The organism is Mycoplasma sp. ATU-Cv-703, from assembly GCA_004011965.1.
Lineage (GTDB): Bacteria > Bacillota_I > Bacilli_A > Mycoplasmatales > Metamycoplasmataceae > RYZV01.
This window is the reverse complement of the sequence record RYZV01000001.1, coordinates 507301-526984: the sequence shown is the minus strand read 5'-3', so window position 1 is coordinate 526984 and position 19684 is coordinate 507301. Positions and strand designations below refer to the sequence as shown.

Sequence of the window (19684 nt, the reverse complement as noted above, 5' to 3'; positions counted from 1 at the left end):
TTATCTTTTAAAGTTGAACCGACTAATTAAACCGTTGATTGGTCAGGCGAACATAACCGTCAAAATTACCGCGAAAGCCCGGACCCAAGTTGGTCAAAAACTTGAGACTAAAATGACGGCAAATGCTAATGCCAAGGGCAAACTAAAACGAAGCGCATCAAAACTAATTAAACCTAAGTAAACAAACAAAAACGTCGCTAAAAAAGTGAAAATCACTAAACCAAATGCGGCTAAATACAAGTACCCGATCGGAATCTGATACTTATTGTCGTTTCACTCAGGAAGCCAAAAATAAAACATTAAAAGCGCTGGTCCGGCGACAAAAACCAAGCTAAACAGAGCATTCATCCAACTTTTAATTCGCACTTTATTCGGCTAACTCAAGCCCTAAACGCATCATGTCTTGGAAAGCTTGCTCACGGTTTTCGGGCGAAGTTTCCTCGTTAGTAATTAAGTTGTCGCTAATTGTCAAAAGGCAAGCCGCCTGACGGGAAAACTTACGTGCGATGGCAAAGAGCATCGCTGCTTCCATCTCAACGCAAATCGCTTGCGTCTGGGCAATTCTTTCTTGGAGCGGAATTACCGAGTAGAAAACGTCGGAAGTGTGGATCGGACCTTCAACCAAGTTAATGCCCACTTTGAGAGCGGCTTGGCGAATTTTTTCGTTCAGAAGTTCCGAAGGGTAAAAAATTTGCTCTTCCACGCCCAAAATGTTCAATCCGTAACTCGTTGATTCGCTGTAGGCACTAGTCGCCAAAACAACTTCAAAAAGACGGAGGTTTTTTTGGTACGAACCAGCCGAACCAATCCGAATAATTTTTTGGACATCGTAAAAATTAAACAACTCATAGGCATAAATTCCGATTGAAGCTTGACCCATGCCCGAAGCGCAAATTGAAATCATTTTCTTTTTGTAACGTCCGGTGTACATGAGCATGTTGCGCAAAGTGTTAACTAGACGAACATCTTGGAGAAAATGTTCGGCAATGTACTTGGCGCGAAGCGGATCACCTGGCATTAAAACTACCGGAGCAATGTCATTTTTCTTAGCTTGGATGTGCGGAGTCATAAATTACCTGCCTTGAATTGAGTAAGGAATCCCGAGTGATCGGGGAGCTCTGGAATGACGTGAGCTGAAAATTAAGACTAACGTTGACAGTAGGTAAGGAATCGTGTGCAGTAAATCGGTTCCCTCAATGGTGTTAAGCACCGGAATCAGCGTTGCATTGTTAATTATGGCATAAATGGAACCAAAAATAATTGATCCTAGCAGAATCAACGACGGTTTTCACTGACCAAAAATCACCAGCGCAACCGCTAAAAATCCGGCACCCTGAGTTGTGCCGTGAAAATACCCGGATATGTTTTGGGCGTAAATCGCGCCGGCTAAGGCGCTAAAGAAAGCCGAAAAAACCACCGCTTTAATTTGAATTCACTCAACTCTGACACCCAAAGTAGCCGCGGCGTCGGGGTTTTCCCCGACCGCCTTAATTAGTTTGCCAAACTTAGTGTAGTTGAGCACGACAATGACTAGACCAATCATCGGTAAACCTAAAAAGACTGCGATGTTAAAAATTCAAACAAAACTTTGGTTATTCTCGCCTAGCGTTCAAAGGTAAGGTTGCATTTCGATCTCGCTAGTTTTTTTAAGTTTGATTATAAAAAACGAGATAGCCACAGCCAGTGCATTAAGCGCGATACCGGCGATAGTTTGGTTAGCTTTAAGTTTGACTGTCGCCAGCGCGTAAATAATCGCAAAAACGCTGCCAAAAAGACCGGCCAACGGGAAGAGCAACCACTGGTAAGCTAAAATGTTTTTCACGCTCGGCAAATTGGCAAAGACTGCGTAACTAATCGCGCCAATCGTCATAAATCCCTCGATTGACAAGTTAATTACGCCTGCCTTCTCGCTGACCATGCCGCCAACCGCAGCTAGGGCAAAAATAATAATAATTGAGACAAGCGCTCCGATTACAATCACGCTAACCATTTAGTTCACCGCTCCGATCCATCAATCGTAAAGTTTGGTTTTCTCTTCAAAAAAGCGCTGCTTAATTTTGACTCTTTCCTCAAGGTCATCAGCGTGGGCTAAAGCGTGGCGGTACTGTCAAACAAGTTGTTGACAAAGCGTTTCGTATTTATCAAGACGGGTCAAAACTTCAAAGCGGTGTTGACCTTTGAGATCTTTAATTTCAATTCGGTATTCACGCCGAAGTTGGTCGCTGTTAGACCCGATTAAATGCTCGGTCTTGCTTTGGTAAAGTTGGTTGATTTGGTTTAAACGAGCGTTTTTGGTCGCTAAATCAATTTGATCCTTTTTAAACAAACTCTCAACTTGAACTACTTCGGCACTCCATTGCCGCTGCAAAGCGACGAGTTTTTGCTTGTTAAGACGGATTTGATCCCGAAGAAGTTGTGCCCGAGTGTGGTAGATGCTCTTAATTTGAGCTCGCTTCTGGTAGTAAATTTGCCTTTGACGCTTAACTCAATCGGATCTACCTAGTCTAATTTGCCTAACTAAGATTTGACCAATGTTAAAACGCGTGAAAGAACTGGCTAAAGCGGCGGTAAAAATGATAATTGCCAGACTAAGCTGAGCCGTTTCGCGGACCACGTTACCACCAGCTTGGGTCACAAAGGCTTGGCCGCTGTAAAGAGTTCCGTAAAATAAGCCGGCTAAAATTGAACCAAGCGGCGAAGAAAAAGCTAACAAAGTAACTGTGATAGCTTCAAAAGCAATCGTAGGCAAAACGTGTCCCATCCGCGGAATCCGGCCCTCTAAGGTGCAGTAGTTAAGAAAACCGGCTAGGCCCGCTAAGGCACCTGAAAGCACCATCGCCCAAATAATCATCATCTTGGCATTGATACCAGCGTAACGAGCCGCGGTTGGGCTTAGCCCGTTAGCGCGCAATTGGTAGCCAAAAGTCGTGTAACGAAACACCAAAAACACCATCAAACTTAACAAAATAGCCAAACCTAGAATAATTAGAAAATCCCATGAATCGCGTCGGGTGGTAAATCCCATTGACGGATGAATCGCAATTGTAGAACCCGATACATCTTGATACTGAGGTAAAGCCACAATCCATTTAACGATGAAAAAGAAAACCCAGTTTAACAAAATCGTGGAAACGACTTCGTGAACGTTGAAAAAAGCTTTTAAAGCGGCTGGAACAAGGGCGCAAACCATTCCCACGCCGCTTGAAAGCAAAATTAAAAGCGGTAAAGCGGCTGCCTTAGGTAAATCAAGGTGAATGCCAACTAAAACGCAAATCGCTCCGCTCATCAAAAACTGCCCCGTGGCTCCAATGTTAAAAAGACCAGTTTTGAAGGAAATGCCGATTCCCGTGCCAAGCAAAATGAAAATTGAAATCGTCACCATAGTTTTGTTGAAATTAATCGCGTGAAAAGGCGCGGTAAACATTCTGTAATAGCCAACCCAAGGGTCACCGCCTGCGAGCAGAATTGGTAAAAGACCGATCGCTAGCCCGATCAAAATCGCAATTAGCGAAGCTCTTACTTTGGACCAAGCGCTGCGTGAACCATCGCTGTTGATGAGGCGAATTAACTGTAAATGCCAAGGTCAGCGTTTTGATGTTTGCTCGCTCTTAGTCTTCATCCTAAGCGGTTCCTTTCTCAAGCGCTTTGCTAGTCATCAGTTGACCTAACTTTTGACGACTCACTTGGCTAATGGGCAGCTGATCCACTTTGGTGCCGTGGTTAACTACCACGACTTGGTCAGCCAAGGCCAAAATTTCGTCGAGTTCATAACTAACTAGCAAAACCGCTTTATCGGCTTGCCGGGCCTCTAAAATGTACTGGTGAATTTTGTTAATCGCGCCAATGTCAAGACCGCGCGTTGGTTGACTAACGAGCAAAATACTTGCTCTCGAACGGGAAAGTTCCCGGCCAACAATTAATTTTTGCTGATTACCTCCGGACATAAAACGGACGATGGAACTAATGCCATGGGGCGTTCGAACGTCAAATTTTTCAACGATCTTTTTGGTGTAGTTACGCACATTGGCGTAGCGGAAAAAACCGGCGCGACTAAAACTTGCTAATCTAAAATCTTGGATGACCGCGTTTTCAAAAACGTTCATGTCTAACACCAGACCTCATTTATGGCGGTCTGAGGGAATGTGAGCTAATCCCACGTCGTAACGTTTCTTAACCGACCTGTGAGCCACGTTAACGCTTTGAAGAGCAACTTCTGAAGTTGGCGCGGTTAATTTTTTAGTTTTGAAAATGCTTTGGCGATCCGCACTTGGCAAAACTGGTTGCAAAAACTCAATGCTGCCTTTTTCAACTTTTTGAAGACCGGCAATCGCGTTAACAAGTTCTTGTTGACCGTTTCCTTCAATTCCGCAAATAGCCACGATTTCACCGGCGCGAACGCTCAGCGAAAAATCGCGTAGTCCTAGCGCCTTGCTGCCTAACTTTTTAACTTCCAAGTTTTCAATTTTTAAAAGCGCTGGACCGGGGCGGCTGGCTTTGCGCGCTCGCTTTGGCATCGGCTGAGCCCCAACCATGGCGCGAACAATTTGACTGTCGGTCAACTTGGACATGTCTGCCTGCTTAACCACTTTTCCGCGCCGAATAATTGTTGCTCGGTCTGCCACTTTGCGAAGTTCGTCTAGTTTGTGAGAAATGATGACGATCGTTTTGCCTTGGGCTTTTAAATTTAAAACGGCGGCTAAAAAGTCGTCAATTTGCTGAGGTGTTAAAACAGCAGTCGGTTCGTCCAAAATTAAAATGTCAGCATCGCGGGCAAGAATTTTCAAAATTTCGGTTCTTTGCTGTTCAACGACGCTCGCTTGGGAAATCTTACGTTTTAAATCTAGTTCCAACCCGTAACGATCAACGATAGCTTGCAGTCTTTTTTTCTGCTCAGACTGGGTAATAAAACCTAGCGTGGTGTTTTCGGAGTTAAGCGTGACATTTTCAAAGACAGTGAAAGTGTCGACTAATTTGAAATGTTGGTGAACCATTCCGATTCCGAGCCTATTGGCGTCAAGGGGTGACCTAATCGCGGCCAACTTACCGTTGATTTTAATCGTTCCGCTCGTGGGTTGGTAAAGTCCGAAAAGAATTGACATCAAAGTCGTTTTGCCGGCTCCGTTTTCGCCAATGATAGCGTGCACCGAGTTTTTGGCGACCGTTAAATCAATTTTATCGTTAGCAACGAAATTGCCAAAGACCATTGATATATGCTTCATTTCGATCGCATTTGCCAATTGAGGACCCTCCCCTTGGTAGTTGGTTTTTCATAGAGATTATAAGCGAACATTGTGACAAACGAGTGTTGAAAAAGCGCCGTTAAGCGATTATAACGCGGTGCGTTTGAGGGGCCAATTCGCCCAGTAAAGCGCAAAAATCGCGAAAAAAAAGAGTCGCGTCCTATCTTCCCCGGAGGTATTTTCGGCGCTGCTAGGCTTAACTGCTGAGTTCGGGATGGGATCAGGTGGACCCTAGCGCTATGGCGACCTAGGCAAATTATAAACTAAAAAACTGGCGAAGCGTAATTATTTTGCTCGTTTAACCGAGCGCATCGTCGCTTTAATTTGAGCCTCAGAAGGTTTGCGACCCATTTGCATGTACATGGCACGAATTTGTTTCTCGGTGATCGGCGGATTTTCCCGGAGTTGTTTTTCAAACATTTTTTTGGTTAGGAAAAAACCGACGGCTGCGCCGGTTAAAAGGGCGATGATAATGCTAACGACTAAAATTCCGATTCAAGCTCCGACTGGCATAAAGTCCTCCTGGCAACTTGTTGAAAACTACTTGCGACGGCGACGCAAGATCGTAAAGACAACCATTTTGATTATAACGGGAATAATTAGCATGACGAGCAATGAGACCAAAAACAGTCGACGGTAAAATTTGTTGTGGTTTGTTTTTAAAGTTTCAATTTCGCTCGCTGGTGCCAACTTAGCCCCAAAGTAAGCATCAATCTCGAGAATTTTTTTACGGCGGTGAATGCTCATTAAAATGTGCAAAACTGCCAAAGTAATTAAAGCGATCGTAAAAATTCAACTCATCAGCGTAGGGTTAGCAAAAAGAGCTTGGATCCAATTTTTAAAGTCAAAAAATCACCACTGGAAATCTTTTAGTCACCAGAGCAAAAGCGTTAAAATTCCGCCGTAGAAAATCATCACAAACGTTAATCAGTTGTGGGCGATTTGTTTTTTGAAAAGATTTAAGTACAAAGTCGCCAAAAAAGGCGGCGTCGAAGTTAAATCTAAACGTAGGTCTTCCCGGTAGCGTGTTACTGCCCGGCTCATACATCCCATTTCAACTAACGTAATCAAAAACTTATAAACGCTAAAAAGCAAAAGGCTGCTGGGCAAAACGTAACTAATTCAACTCGTTTTGTAAACTAGCGCAAACAAAGTGATCCAAATTCCGAGCGCCAAGAGAAGTCCCGATAAAAAGATGAGTGTTAATTTTTGACGCAAAATTTCTGAACGTATTACCCGAAAAATGCCCGTTGGAATGACTCCGAGCGGATCTTCACTGACTTTGGCGCGGCGCCCTAAACTTTTTTTAACGCTTGTGGCTGGCGAAGTGACAATTTTAATGGTTGAAGTCTGGAAAAGCGGTTTTAACTCCACGGGCAACTCCTTGGTGAATAACGATCACTAAACTTGTCGTTTTTTGACCTTAAGAAAAAGTAAACTATGCAAATAGGTCGGTTAAACAAACGGTTTTCGGTCGGATCAGATGCTTTTTTCACCTTTTAATTATATGGTCAAAAAACTCGGCTCGCGAGCCCGGAATTTTAAAAAACGCTCTTAACGACTTGTCGTTAAAAATTTCTTGTCAAAACGCTAAACTAAGTATTTTCACAAAAAATAAACCGCGTAAGCACGAAATCCCTGCCACTTTTCTAACTTCTTTTTTCAAACTTGTTCGTCAACCAATTGCTGCCTGCTCAGCAACTTAATTGCTTTGATTAGACCAGCATCTTGAGCTGGAAAAGCGTCGGGATGGCGAAAATAAAGCATCGCTAAGTAGTGGGCCGACCAAGGGCCTATACCAGGTAGAGCGACTAAGCAACTAACTAACTGCTCTAAGTCGCTGACCTTTTCTAAAGCTCGGTAGTCAAACTGACGAGTCACCATCATTTGACTAATTTTTAAAATTGACTTTGCTTTGGGTCTGGAAATTTTGACGGCTGTTAAACTTTCAACCTTTAAAGTAGCGACTAATTTTGGACCGGGAAAAGCGTGGTAAGTTTGACCTTGGTAAACTAATTTGTCGCCGTAAGTGCTAATGAAACGCTCAAAAATTGTTCGAGCCGCCGCCATGCTAATTTGTTGACCGATAATTGTTCAAACTAGGGCGCGGTAGAAATCGCTTTGCCCGACCAAAGGGCAGGCGCGGTGAGCAGCTAAGATTGGTTTTAACCAATCGTCTTGGACGGCTAAGCGGTGAAACTCGTTAAGGTAGGGATCACCAAAACCTAACCAACGCTTAATTTGACTAGTTAGCGCATTTTGATCGCGCTGACTAAGTTGACCTCCCTTGGTCGCAAGCGCTTTGGCACTGACAAACTCGGCACCAAAAGTGAGTTTAACTAACAAAATTTTCCGACCGATTTGGAAAACGCGGTAAATTAAACCACTCGGAAAAGTGCACTTCCAATTTAATCCTTGGGTCAAAAAAACTAACCGACTCATCAGAAAGTCAGTTTAACACTAAAACTACTTTTCCGTTAAGGACTCCGAGTTATATTGGTCTTGAAAAGTTTTAAAGAGTTGGACCACGTAAAGATAGATTTCGCCGCGGTTTTGCTCGTCATACTCGACTTCGATTTTGCCCTCAGACGGAGTGTTAGCAGCCAATTTAGTCAAAAAACTGTTAATTCCTTGGTTGTTTCACTGGTCTGAATCGGGTGAAATAATTAACTTCTCGGAAGCAAAACTGACTTCAATCGGAGAAAAATCTCCCTCTTGGGATGCCAAAGCTTGTTTAATTTTAATTGTCATATCTTTTTCCTTTCACAATCTGGTACCTTTTTTCTAAAAACTGCGTACCACCTTCTAAGTAAAGCGTTCCATTAGCAACTGGCTGGTCAACGCTGATCCAGTGGCCTTCTTGGTAAGGCAAAGCGTCTTGGCCGTGCAAATTAGCGATAATAACTTTGTCAGGCCGGGACAAAATCCCTAAATTGGCGTTGTGAGTAACCATAAAAATTTGCTCTTTGTGATCGTTTATTAGGTTCAGCACGCGCTCAGCGATCGTCTCATTATCTAAGTTGTCCTCGGGTTGGTCTAAGAAAAGCGTTTCACCAGCTGATTCACGGAGTTTGTACTCAATCCCGTAAATTGATTTTTCTCCGAGCGACATTGTTTCGTAATTTTTGCCGTTGGCTAAAACGTTAACTTCTTCTTTGACGATTTGAGCTAGTTTTTTACGAATTTTACCCGGCTCAAAATCTTTGAGCCCTTTTTCTAGCACCTTCTTAATTCAGTCTCCGATGTCGTTATTTGAAGCTGGCTTATAGAGAACTTGGGAAATCAAATCGTAAATTTGAACTTGCTGAAGTTCGACACTCTTTTTGATCTCAAAAGCCAAGAAATACGTGCCTTCTTGTGATTCGTCAAAACTGAGTTGAATCGGATTGACGAGCAAATCGTGAAATAGTCTCTTTTGGTAACGAATGAGTTTTGCGTAATCACGAAAATGGGTCTCAGCTTTAATTTGAAACTGTTTGATTCCGGCCTTCTCGAACGATTTGGCCTTCATTTTTTCAACCACTTTTTGGTAAGCGTTTTCAAACCAAAGTAAAAACTTTTTGATCCGATCAAGCCAACTAATTTGTTGGGTGAAAAACTTGTTTAAAACGCCAATTTGCTCGTCTAACTTCACTAACTGCTTACGCAATTGCTCGCGACTTTCGGAAGACAACTGGTCAAGTTTGTCCAAATTATTTTTGAGTTGCCAAAGCGTGTGGCGCTGGTAATCTTGGCTTTCCTGACCAGATTTTTCCAACATTTGCCTTTGACGTTTTAGTTCAATAATTTGCGGATGAGAATCGTAATTTAATTTGATAATTAAATCATCGCCGTTTTTTTGTTGGCCTTTCAAGGAAAAAAGGTTAGCTCAATTAATTTGTTTTCCATCAAGGCTTTTTAACTTTTCCATGCCGTGGTGGAAATTTGATATCTTATCTATTAGTTTCTGGACCGATTCAGCACGGGCGACCACTTCGTGGGCAAAGCGTTCTTTCTTCTTAGTGATTTCTTTGGAGTTGTGCAAATTTTCCTTGATCGGATCCTGCTGGTAAATTACGTCGTGTCGCTGCGCATAATCTTGCAAACGCGTCTTAGCGGTCCGCAGCGACAAACTGTGAACCGAAATAATTTCGCCGTTAAATTTTTCGGCTTTTAAAAATTCCAGACCAAAACTTTCTAAAGCGTCAATTACATTTTGGTAAATAACGTTTTTCTTTAGTCCGGCTACTAAATCAAAAAGCGTCGACTTGCCGCCGCCCTTGGGCCCAACAATTACATTGGACCGTTTGCCAAACTCCACTTCAACTCATTTTTTTGACTGACTAAGATCTTCTAAATCTCCAAAAACTATTTTCTTTAACATGGTTCTCCTTCTCGCGCGTAAACACTTGGCTGGGCCAAGGCGGTTTTTAAAGCTGTCAAAGACTTTTCATTAATAGGCACCCAAGTAATCAGTTTTTTTCCGTGTTGAGGGTATTTTTTCCAAACGTGGGTATCGGAAAAAGCGACGACCGCTTTTTGCGCATCGGTTTTGCAATACTTGCGGTAGTTGGGGTGGTCAAAACTACTAACTTCCACAGCGTCGTAGCGAAGTAGTTTTAAATCTTCGGGGCAAAAAAAGTCGTTTTTGCCCACGTGGGGAATTCTGAGCGTTTCAAAATCGCTAAATAACTCGTTGACCTTATTAATGCTGATACCTTGTTTAAAAAGAAGGTTTTGCCGAGCAATTTGCTCAATCTTCTGTAGTTCTGCTGAGCTTAGATCGCCGTCAAAAATTATTAGTAAGTTGGCCCGGCGATCGTTGGAGCGCAGCACATCCACCTCGATTCCAGGTAAAAGATGAATGTCAGCGGTTTTGGCTAGTTGACGAGCTTGTAAGTAAAACTGGGCGTCAAAAGTGTTGTGGTCGGTAAAAGACGCGACTTTAACGCGATGCAGTTTTAACTTTTGCAGCGCGTGGTGGAGCGATTTTCATCCAATCGAATCGCCGTTGGACGAGGAAGCGGGCGAATGCAAGTGCAAGTCAATTTTCATCTGCCAACCTCCTGCTCTGTAAACTGTTCTGATTATAAACGATAAAAAAGACTAACCTCACGGTTAGTCTTATGCAAAATCTTAAGATTTAATTGCTTGTTTTTTGTTGTTTAACTTAAAAAGAGATATCTGCTTAGGCCTCAGCTGCTCAACCAGTAACTGTGACTGATTTTGCTTTGCTGGTGCTTCCTTTGGTTGCAGTAAGATCGAATTTAACGCTCCCTTGTGCTCCCGTTGGCGTTTCCACAGCAGTTACTTTAAATGTGACTGTAATTCCTTCTGGAAGTGTTGTTGGAATTGTTATACCCAAAGCGGTATTTGCGTCCGCAATAGTGTTTCAAGTTGTTGAAGTTGAGATACCTGATGCAGATGCCGCTGTGGTAGTTTTGCTAGTTGTGTAAGAAGCTTGAATTCCAGCTAGATATTCGTCAACAGCTTTTTGGTCATCAGAAGGTGCGTCTGGTTTTTTGAAGCCAGTAACATTAACTTCTTTTGAATCCGTAGCGCTACCTCTTTTAACATCAACTTTAACTTTTACAGTACCTGCAGCTGCGTCCAATTGAGCAACAGTCATTGTTACAACTGTAGCCTCATCAGGCTTAGGAAAATCTGCAATTCCTAGTACTTCGGCTTTTGTCTCATCGTTTACTTTAAGGTTTAAAGTATCTACAAGGACATCTTTCTTTGTGGTGGTGTAAGAAGTCTGGATTTTACCAGTGTACTCTTTCACCAACTCGTCATCGGTTTTCGCTTTAGGACCGCAAGCTACCACAGCTGCAAGTGGTGCTGTAATCCCAATTAGCGCTCCGAAACTCAAGAATAATTTTTTATTCATACTAATTGTTTTAAACAAACCTTTCTGTTTTAAAACCTCTATAGAGATCTCGAATGATCTTGGTATTGGATCGCTATTCCTCGAAATTAGAATAGCACCTATATTGTAGCATTTAGGTTCAAAAAAACCAAAATATCCCGTCCAGTAGCGGCTTTAAATTCTCAATTTAAAAATTTCGGTTGGTGAATTAACGAGCCGTCAATCCGATTGGAAAGGCGCCAAAAAAGCTAGGTCTTCTTCCGAAGGTTTGAGGTAAACATGACTGCCGACTCCAAGCGGTGTACCGATCGCTACCCAAACTAGGAGAGTCGTTAAACCGACAATTAAAAAGCACACCGCGTACGGAAACATGATTGACATAAGCGAGCCCATCTCAAACCGTGCGCGCTGTTCCTTAACTACCCAATCTTTGGTTCACATTAAAATGAGCGGAAAGTAAGCCATCAAAGGAGCAATTAAATTAGTCGCGCTATCGCCAACCCGGTAAGCAGCCGTGGTCACGCTCGGATCAATGCCCGCCTTGGCAAGAGCTAATAGAAAGATCGGACCTAAGATGCCCCACTTAGAAGTTAAGCCGGCCATCATCAAGTTAAAAAATGCCACTACGATTACAAAAAGCGCCAACACGACGAGCGGATTAGAAATTTTGACTAGACCGATCCCCAAGTAATACCCCGATACAATTCCGATGTTAGATTGACTCAGTGCCGCGATAAACTGAGCCATGACCATGAAAAGAATTAGAGCCGGAACGACTTTTTTAAAACCTTCCACTAAACTATCAATTACATCTTGAGGCGATTTAAAAGTTTGGGCAAAAAAGCCGTAAACTATTCCAATCCCCAGAAAAAGAAAGCCGATGATTAGAGCTAGGTGGTTGAGCGGCTGGTAATCTTGAATTTTAAAACCGGCGGGAATGTTTTGAATCTCGTAAATAAAACCGCTAAAAGGTGCTCCGGGCACGGTAATAAACAGCACAAAAACAATTACGTAAAGCGCGATAAAAATTAGGGCCGCGATTAATCCCCGGCGTTGAAGATGGGTCAGTTTAGTTTTTTCACCAACCACGATGTGAGCTGGACGCTCAAATTTATAACGTTGGTGGAGTCTTTTTTCAATCACTAAATCAGTCAAAGCTCAACCGACAATAATGTAAAGGAAAAACAGTGTGAGCGTGAAGTAGTAAATTGACATCGGGTTGATGCTCAAATGTTCATAACCTTGCTGAGCCAAAATATCGTTAGTCAGTGAAGTCATAATCACGTCAATCGTTCCTGGCAAAAGCGTGGTGACAAACCCGCCCGACACGCCAGCAAAAACAGCCGCAATCCCCGCTAGTGGGTGGCGACCAGCCCGGTAGTAAAGCAGTCCAGCTAGAGGAATCAAAATTAAGTAACCTGCGTCAGCTGCTAAGTTAGTTAAGCAACCAATCATAATCATCATCGGCGTGAGAATTTTGCGCGAAACGGCAGTCGCAATTTTCCGCATCACTAAATCCACAAAACCAGCTTTTTCGGCCACATTAACAAAGACGGTGGTGATGATGACAATTCCCGTTGTGGAAAGAGCCATAAAGTTGGGAATGAAGTTTTTCAGTCACCAAATAATTCCGTCTCGGCCAATCAAGTTAAAAAAGTGAACCGGTTGGTCTTGGTTAAGACCTTCTAAAACAACTCCGTTTGGCACGGCGAGACTTAAAATCATTGAAACAAAAACGATAATAATGACTAAAAATAGGAAAAGGTAAATCGGTTTAGGAAACTTATTACCAATTCATTCCACGCTGTTTAAAGTCGCCTGAACACCGCGACCAAAAACACGCCTGATCGTTCCTCAGGCGTTTTTGCGAGGTTGGTTATGTTTATCCATGTGCTTGAATACCAAGTAACTGATAGAAGTATAACAATCTTAAATTAAACTAGAAAGTTTAAACTCTTAATTTTGTGCCCGTGCGGAGAAAAACGAATTAAAACGCCGTTAAACTGGACGCGGTTTTGCGAAACGATAAACTTGCTCCGAGCGTCAAAGCGCATTTTACGGTAGACACTTTTAAACTCGGCACCGATCGCTGAGTTGCTCGGACCAGTCATACCAGCGTCAGTAATGTAAGCTAGGCCGCGCGGCAAAATGCGGGCGTCGTTAGTTTGGACGTGGGTGTGCGTGCCAACTAGAGCGCTCGCCTTACCATCCACGTAAAGACCAAAAACATTTTTTTCGCTCGTTGTTTCCCCGTGAAAATCAATTAGGTGGTAATCCGTGCGCGGATAGTCTTTCTCAATCAAATCAAAGGCGTCAAAAAAATTGTCGGCCTGACTTTGTTTCCAATTGTCAGTTAATTCGTTAAAAGTCACTCCGAGCATGGAAGTGACCCGCAAAGTTTGGGAAGCAATTTTAAAAACGCGCGTTCCCTCACCCGGGTAATCGCTGTGGACGTTGAAAGGGCGAATCACGTCAGAGTTAGCAATAATTTGTTTAATGCCGTCTTTGGCTCAAACGTGATTGCCAAGCGTAAAAGCTTGGACGCCGATTTCTTTTAGACGTTCATAATCGGCCTTAACTAGTCCCTTGCGATCGGATACATTTTCGCTTTGTGCAATCACAAAATCAACCCGGTGAAGTTTAACTAACTTAGCCAGGCAAGTTGCTAACGCTTCGACCGCTGGCCGACCAAAAATGTCTCCGATGAACAAAACGTTGAGATTTTTTTTCATAAACACCAACTTAAATATAGACTAAACCGGGCGGGTCTACGTGCGGTAAAACTTACTTTCAAAGATTCCGATCGCCTTCGCATGTCCGCTCACCCGGTAAGTCACATTAACTTGACCATCTTTTTTAAGGTAGCGACCAATTTCTTGAATTTGCCAAATTCCCGGAATGGCACTAATTTGGGTGAGCGTTTTTTCGGCGCTCTCCCCGGGCTTAAAACTAAGCGTCAGGTCGCGAACTTTGAGCGGATCGTTTTGGTAAGCGCTAAAGGTGAGCGTTTTGGTCTCTTGGAGTTTGGTTAAGTGGGTTAAGTTAATTTCGGCAAAGTAAACAGGTTGATCGTAAAAAGCCGGGTGAAGTTGGCCAAGGTAACCAATCTTTTGTTTGTTAAGCAAAATCTCAGCGCTTTGACCTGGGTGTAAATGGACGTAAGTGCTGCGGACAAAACTGACCCCGGGCGGACATAGAGCGGCCACTTTTGTTTTAAAAGATTGAAAGTCCGTCTCAGTTTGGCAAAGACCTAAAACTTTGGTGTTTAAGTGGATTTGACCAATTTCAAAAAAACCCAGCGGACTTATTTTCCGTTTTAAGTGGTAATCTACGATCGGCAAAAAACTGCTCACTAGCGAGTTGCGAATGCTGCTGTAAAGTTTTGAAGGGTAATCTAAAAGTTTGATCGGTTTACCAAGCTTAAAAAAATCAAACTGGTTATCTTCCCAATCCACTAGCAAGTAAGAATAGATCTGACTCAAACCGAAACCGACTAGTTTTCAAATTAATTGTTTTGGTCAGACGACCTCACCTCGACTCGGCGCGGGTGGTCGCGGTTTTAAAAAACCTAGCCCGTAAAAACGCAAAATTTCGCTCGCTAAGTCCGATTGACTAATCACGTCTTGGCGATCGTAGGGAAGAGCTATTTTGCCGCGGTCAATTTCAAAACCGATTGTTTCAAGACTGAGCATGACTGCCACAAACTTGTCGGTTTGACTAATGTCTTCGCCCGCAATTTGACTGAGAACTTGGTTATCTAACTCAAGTAAACGCCGGGGCGGAAGTTTAAAACCGGTTAGACTAGTTAGGTCACCTAAGCGCGTTTTTAAAAAACTGAGCGCTCTTAAAAGCGCGCCAATTCCAAGCGATCGGGCGTGAATTTGACCCTGGGAACTAGAGCCGCTGGCGGCGGTTAACTTTAAGTTTGCTAACACATCGGCGCGGTTAAAAACTGCCACTTCAATCACCAGTTGTTTGGAAAGTTCGCTAGCACGGAAAAAATCGATGGGGCCAAGACCAGTTAAACCAATAATTTGACTTTTGTCGCGAACAACCAAGTTGTTTCTTAAGTTGTAGCGGTGGTCAGCCCAAGCAATGTTTTCGTCTGACACCTTGACCAAACTGAGCGAGGTTCCAATTTTGTCCTGGTCGTAAACGCTAATGGGTAAGCCGCTCATTAAAAGAGTTAAGTTAATTAAGTTGGTGATTTTGTCGCCTAAAGCAAACCCGCTTTTAACGATAAGCAGTTTTTCGGCTCAAGTGATTTGAAAATCAGCTTTGGCACCGACCAAAACGTAGTCGTTGCCAGCCAGAGCGCTAGCTTTTAAATTGCCAAACGGACGAAACTTATTTCAATGTTCGCGCGTCACTTGACGGTGAAAAAAAGCGGCTAACTCGCGGGCGATCGCTTGGTAACAGCGACTGTTAGGGCGATTTGGTAAAACGGTAATGTCGAGTAAAGTGTCGTTTAAACCTAAAAAGTCGATGGGATTTAAATTAAGGTCGGTGTCAGTTTCAAAAAGTGTGATTCCTTCGCCCAGCTCGCCCAACAGCGCGCTTGGATAACCGACTTCGCTCAGCGAAATTAGCATCCCTTCGGAAACAACGCCTTGCATCTTGCGGGGTGAAAAGACTGTTTCGCCCAGCTTTGATCCGCTCACAAAAGCAGCCACTACCGCTCCGACTCTCACGTTAGTCGCACTTGTTTGAATCGTGCGAGTTAGGTCGTTAAAAACCACTTGGCAAACCGAAAGACGGTCGGCCTGGGGATTGGGTTCAACCGCGTGAACACGCCCAAACTTAACTTTCTCAACGTAAGGAAACGCGGTTTGCGATTCAACCTCAAAACCGAGTTGAACTAGCGCATCAACAACCAGTTGGTCGCCCATTTCAATTGGTAAGTTAGCTAAACGCCTTAACTCCTTTAATGAGAAAAGCATTTTTCGGCTCCTCTAAACTGACTTAAAAAGCGGAGATCATTCTTGTAAAATTCGCGGATGTCAGGAATTTGGTACTTTACCATCGCCAGACGGTCAAGACCAATTCCGGCCGCAAAACCATTTTGGTTGCTTTGGTAGCCGGCTTTGTCAAAAACGCTCCGAGCAATTAATCCAGCCCCCAAAACTTCCGTTCAGCGTCCGGCGATTTTAATGTCCATTTCCAGCGACGGACTCGTGAAAGGAAAGTACGAAGGGCGGAGACGAATTTCGTACTTCCCTTCCAAAATGAAGTTAACTAAATTTTCTAAAGTTCAAATTAACTCAGGAAGTCCGTAAGGACCCACATTAACTAAATCTAGTTGCAAAAATTGGTGTGAGTGCGTTGCATCGTCCACGTCGTTGCGGTAGACGCTGCCGATCGAAAACTGGGCAAAATTTTGGTTAGGTCGCTCGGCCATTTCGCGGGCCGATAAACTGGTATTGTGCGTGCGCAGCAGTAAAACTTTGTCAATGTAAAGCGTGTCGTGCATTTCGCGCGAAGGATGGTCTTTAGGAACGCTAAGTCGTTCAAAATTAAATTCGTCATTTTCAACTACCGATCCGCTTGTCTCAAAGTATCCTTGACTAAGTAGTCACTGACGAGCGCGGTTAGCAATTAAAGTTAGCGGGTGCAAACTACCGGCAGGGCCAATGGGAGTACTAATGTCCACGGTTTCGGTTTTAATTCTTTTTTCAACCGCTTCAAGTTCCAGGTTTTTGACGACCGCAGCAAATTTTTGCTCCTGGGCAGCCACTAAAGTTTGCAGTTTTTTACCCAGCGTAGGTTTTTCGGACGGCGAAGCTTTTTTAAGTTGTTGCTTGAGTTTAACGACTGGTCCCGTCGGTCCGTAAAAAGCGTGTTTAAGTTTTTTTAAATCTTCCCAAGTTTTGACCGCTTCTACTTTCATCCAAAAACTCCTTGCGATAATTTTTGCTCTGCTCCTACTAATGTCTAATTAATCAGTTTGATAATACCATTATACTAAGGCCTTTTGGCAAGCGAGTTTTTTTCAAATGGACCCTTTTGGCAAGCGAGCACTTAACGTTTAAAAGCTCTAATCGTAGCAAAAAAACTAGCCTCGCGGCTAGTTTAGAAAGTGCTCTTGTTAGTGGTATTTACGCTCTAATGTCGTTGTTGTCAAGTTTAATTAATTCGTTGTAAGCGTCGTCCCAAGTTTTGCCTTTGGTTAAGTCTTCCGCTTTTGTGATTAGCGCTTTGTCCTCAACCACTTTTTTGTAAAAACTGCCCGGATCGCTCACTTTTGACCAGGCACCTAGCGTGGTGTTATCAGCTAATTGGGTTAGTTTGTTAGCAAAGTTACCGCGGGTAATTTGACCAAGACCTTTGAAAGTTTCTTTGTCAGCGTCAGGCGAATTGGTAATAACTTTGTAAAGTCCACTCACCGAGTCCTTAATGTTTTTAAGAACCGAAGTAATGAACCAGTCTTTTTGCTTGTCGTAACGATTAGCCATGTCTGTGTCGACTCCGATTACGCGAATGTCGTTTTTACCAGCTGCTTCTGCGGATGCGAAAACATCTTGAATTTGAGGTCCGGCGACTGGAAAAATAACTTTAGCTCCGCTGGCGATTAACGCGTCGGCTCTTGCCCGACCTTTACCTGGTTCAAAACCGGTATCAGTGTAATTATCTTTGTTGTTGAAAGTCGCGAAAGAAACCGCTTTTTTACCAACTGCGCGTGTTTCGTTGTAGTACTTAATTCCGTAAACTAGACCGATCATAAAATCAGTTACGCCTTGAAAAGGACCGCCACCTCACATACCAACTTTGGGCTCGGGGTATTGCTCGACTTGAGTTTCAAACCAAAGACTAGTTAAGTAACCAGCCAGAAATGAAGCCGAAAGGGTATCGTAAGTAAGTTCAGCTGTGTTTGACGCACGATTTTCTAGTTCCGTGTCAAGTAGCATAAACCTAACGTCATCTTTCGCAGCGCCTTGTTCCTGGTTAAAAAGCTGAATTGCATCGCGGTGGTAAAAGCCAGGCGCGACAATGTTTTTAATCCCGTTAGTTAAAAGTGTTTTGTAACCAGAAACAATTGCAGCTGGACTAGTTGCTGAAGGACGCACCACGTTTTTCGCTTCAGAGACGGTTGGATCAACTGCTTTGACCCCTTCCCAAGCTTGTTGGTTAAACGACTTATCGTTGATTGAACCCGCGTCGGTTACAAGACCGATGTTAGTTGCTCCGGCTGCCACACCTCCGCCGCAAGCGACCAAACTCAGAGCTGGCAAACTGCCCAAACCGAGCAGGCTAGCCAACATTAACTTCTTAGTATTACGCATCAGAATTTCCTTTCATCATTTTCATAGAGCATTATAGCATCGCACTTCAAGGCAAAACTATGGAAAGAAACTTTCCTTGCTAAGTTTAAATAACGTAGTTTGACCAACTAAAAATGCTAGAAACGGATTTCGTTGCGGTTCATTGACTCTAGCAAAATGAGCGCTTCGTCTCAAGTTTTTTCAACCACAGTTTTAATGGCGATATCAACTATTTCCGGCCCAACTGCCTTTTGGTAAATTGCTCCTGAATTACTTACTTCTCTCCAAGCTGCCGAACCGCTGTTATTAGCTACTCCAGTTAGTTGGTTGGATAAATTTCCGACTGTCGTAGCGCCTAAGCCCTTAAAAATGTCAGGGTCAGCTTCGGGGCTGCCCGCTAAAACTCGGTGCATGCCCATAATCGCCGCTTTGGTATTTTTGATCACTGAGGTCAAAAAGTACTGGGGTTTGTCGGGGTATCTTAGCACCATGTCGCTATCGACTCCGACCACCTTGAGTGTGTTGCGGGAACTTTCGCCCAAATTTTCAATTCTGCTAATTGCGTCAGACGTTTGAATTCCGGCCACAGGAAAAAGCACGCTGACTCCTTCGGCTAAAAGTTCATCGGCTTGTTTAGTACCGCCGCCTTTTTCAAAACCAGAGTTAGTGTACGAATCGCGATTAGCAAACCGCCCAAAAGCGATTGATTGTTTGCCCGACGGACGGTTAATGTTGTAGTAATTAACGCCGTAAATAAAGCCGATCATAAAGTCAGTTACATTGGAAATGTTTTTAGCTCCCCAAGTACCAACTTTGGGCATCGGGTAAATATCGCTGCGAGCCTCAAGGTAAAGACTAACTAAGTAACCAGCCAGAAATGAAGCGGTTCGAGTGTCATAAACAATTGAAGCAACATTGTTAACAGCTGGCAGTTCCGCGTCGTTCAAAATGAAAACGCCTTCCCCGGAATTATTGTTACGGTTAAAACGTTGGATCGCTTCGGCGTGGTAAAAACCGTTAGCAACGGCAATTTCCTTGCCTCTGTCTTTGAAAAGCGTTTTGTAACCTTGCTCAAGCGCACTGGAATCGAGCGACGAAGGCATCACTACGCTGTCAGCCTGAGTGGCCTTTGGATCTAAGGCCTGGATCGCTTCCCAAGCTTGTTGGTTAAAAGAAAAGTCATAAAGCGAACCCGTGTCGGTAACTAAACCAATTTTACTGAACGTTTGAACTCGACCTGCGGCTCCGCAAGCTAAGACTCCCGAAACGCTAAAAGTTAGCGCACAACCGCCGATCAAGGCGCAAAAAAACTTTTTACTAACTCGCATCGTACTAAA

18 protein-coding genes and 1 rRNA gene are annotated in these 19684 nt (G+C 43.5%); all 19 read right to left on the bottom strand.

Annotation, left to right across the window (positions count from 1 at the left end; genetic code table 4):
• Positions 1-348 carry a hypothetical protein gene (locus tag CSE00_RS02420; protein WP_127942993.1) on the bottom strand — a complete coding sequence of 116 codons (348 nt, stop codon included), beginning with the start codon at positions 346-348 and terminating at the stop codon, positions 1-3.
• A gap of 19 nt (positions 349-367) precedes the next feature.
• Positions 368-1069 (bottom strand): purine-nucleoside phosphorylase, encoded by a 702-nt coding sequence (gene deoD / locus CSE00_RS02415; protein WP_127942992.1) that lies wholly within the window; start codon positions 1067-1069, stop codon positions 368-370.
• 3 nt (positions 1070-1072) lie between these two features.
• A complete protein-coding gene (locus tag CSE00_RS02410; RefSeq protein ID WP_127942991.1) occupies positions 1073-1990 on the bottom strand; it encodes an ABC transporter permease in 918 nt (305 codons plus the stop codon).
• Positions 1991-3619 (bottom strand): ABC transporter permease, encoded by a 1629-nt coding sequence (locus CSE00_RS02405; RefSeq protein ID WP_127942990.1) that lies wholly within the window; start codon positions 3617-3619, stop codon positions 1991-1993. It abuts the gene before it with no gap.
• 1 nt (position 3620) lies between these two features.
• Positions 3621-5219 carry an ABC transporter ATP-binding protein gene (locus CSE00_RS02400; protein WP_127942989.1) on the bottom strand — a complete coding sequence of 533 codons (1599 nt, stop codon included), beginning with the start codon at positions 5217-5219 and terminating at the stop codon, positions 3621-3623.
• A 168-nt stretch (positions 5220-5387) separates the two neighbouring features.
• Positions 5388-5491 (bottom strand): 5S ribosomal RNA (rrf, locus tag CSE00_RS02395).
• Between the two features lie 34 nt (positions 5492-5525).
• Positions 5526-5753 (bottom strand): YneF family protein, encoded by a 228-nt coding sequence (locus CSE00_RS02390; RefSeq protein ID WP_127942988.1) that lies wholly within the window; start codon positions 5751-5753, stop codon positions 5526-5528.
• 27 nt (positions 5754-5780) lie between these two features.
• A complete protein-coding gene (locus tag CSE00_RS02385; protein ID WP_127942987.1) occupies positions 5781-6614 on the bottom strand; it encodes an MSC_0882 family membrane protein in 834 nt (277 codons plus the stop codon).
• Between the two features lie 216 nt (positions 6615-6830).
• Positions 6831-7682, bottom strand: coding sequence for a DNA-3-methyladenine glycosylase (locus CSE00_RS02380; RefSeq protein WP_127942986.1), 852 nt, complete (start codon positions 7680-7682; stop codon positions 6831-6833).
• Positions 7683-7706: 24 nt separating this feature from the next.
• The gene (locus tag CSE00_RS02375) at positions 7707-7991 is read right to left on the bottom strand and encodes a hypothetical protein (protein WP_127942985.1); all 285 of its coding nucleotides are present in this window, start codon (positions 7989-7991) and stop codon (positions 7707-7709) included.
• On the bottom strand, positions 7981-9603 hold the full coding sequence (locus CSE00_RS02370; RefSeq protein ID WP_127942984.1) for a hypothetical protein: 1623 nt from the start codon (positions 9601-9603) through the stop codon (positions 7981-7983). Before CSE00_RS02370 ends, CSE00_RS02375 begins: the two co-directional genes overlap by 11 nt.
• The gene (locus CSE00_RS02365; RefSeq protein ID WP_127942983.1) at positions 9597-10274 is read right to left on the bottom strand and encodes a hypothetical protein; all 678 of its coding nucleotides are present in this window, start codon (positions 10272-10274) and stop codon (positions 9597-9599) included. The genes CSE00_RS02370 and CSE00_RS02365 overlap by 7 nt, the downstream gene beginning before the upstream one ends.
• A gap of 133 nt (positions 10275-10407) precedes the next feature.
• A complete protein-coding gene (locus CSE00_RS02360) occupies positions 10408-11109 on the bottom strand; it encodes a lipoprotein 17-related variable surface protein (RefSeq protein ID WP_161565546.1) in 702 nt (233 codons plus the stop codon).
• Between the two features lie 153 nt (positions 11110-11262).
• On the bottom strand, positions 11263-12978 hold the full coding sequence (locus CSE00_RS02355) for an AbgT family transporter (RefSeq protein WP_127942981.1): 1716 nt from the start codon (positions 12976-12978) through the stop codon (positions 11263-11265).
• A 44-nt stretch (positions 12979-13022) separates the two neighbouring features.
• Positions 13023-13820: a TIGR00282 family metallophosphoesterase gene (locus CSE00_RS02350; RefSeq protein WP_127942980.1), complete on the bottom strand. Its 798-nt coding sequence runs from the start codon at positions 13818-13820 to the stop codon at positions 13023-13025.
• Positions 13821-13856: 36 nt separating this feature from the next.
• On the bottom strand, positions 13857-16028 hold the full coding sequence (locus tag CSE00_RS02345; RefSeq protein ID WP_127942979.1) for a phenylalanine--tRNA ligase subunit beta: 2172 nt from the start codon (positions 16026-16028) through the stop codon (positions 13857-13859).
• A complete protein-coding gene (pheS, locus tag CSE00_RS02340; RefSeq protein ID WP_127942978.1) occupies positions 16013-16975 on the bottom strand; it encodes a phenylalanine--tRNA ligase subunit alpha in 963 nt (320 codons plus the stop codon). Before pheS ends, CSE00_RS02345 begins: the two co-directional genes overlap by 16 nt.
• Before the next feature lie 208 nt (positions 16976-17183).
• On the bottom strand, positions 17184-18368 hold the full coding sequence (locus tag CSE00_RS02335; RefSeq protein WP_127942977.1) for a BMP family ABC transporter substrate-binding protein: 1185 nt from the start codon (positions 18366-18368) through the stop codon (positions 17184-17186).
• A 116-nt stretch (positions 18369-18484) separates the two neighbouring features.
• Entirely contained in the window at positions 18485-19675 is a 1191-nt protein-coding gene (locus CSE00_RS02330) for a BMP family ABC transporter substrate-binding protein (protein ID WP_127942976.1), read from the bottom strand.
• Positions 19676-19684: the final 9 nt, after the last annotated feature.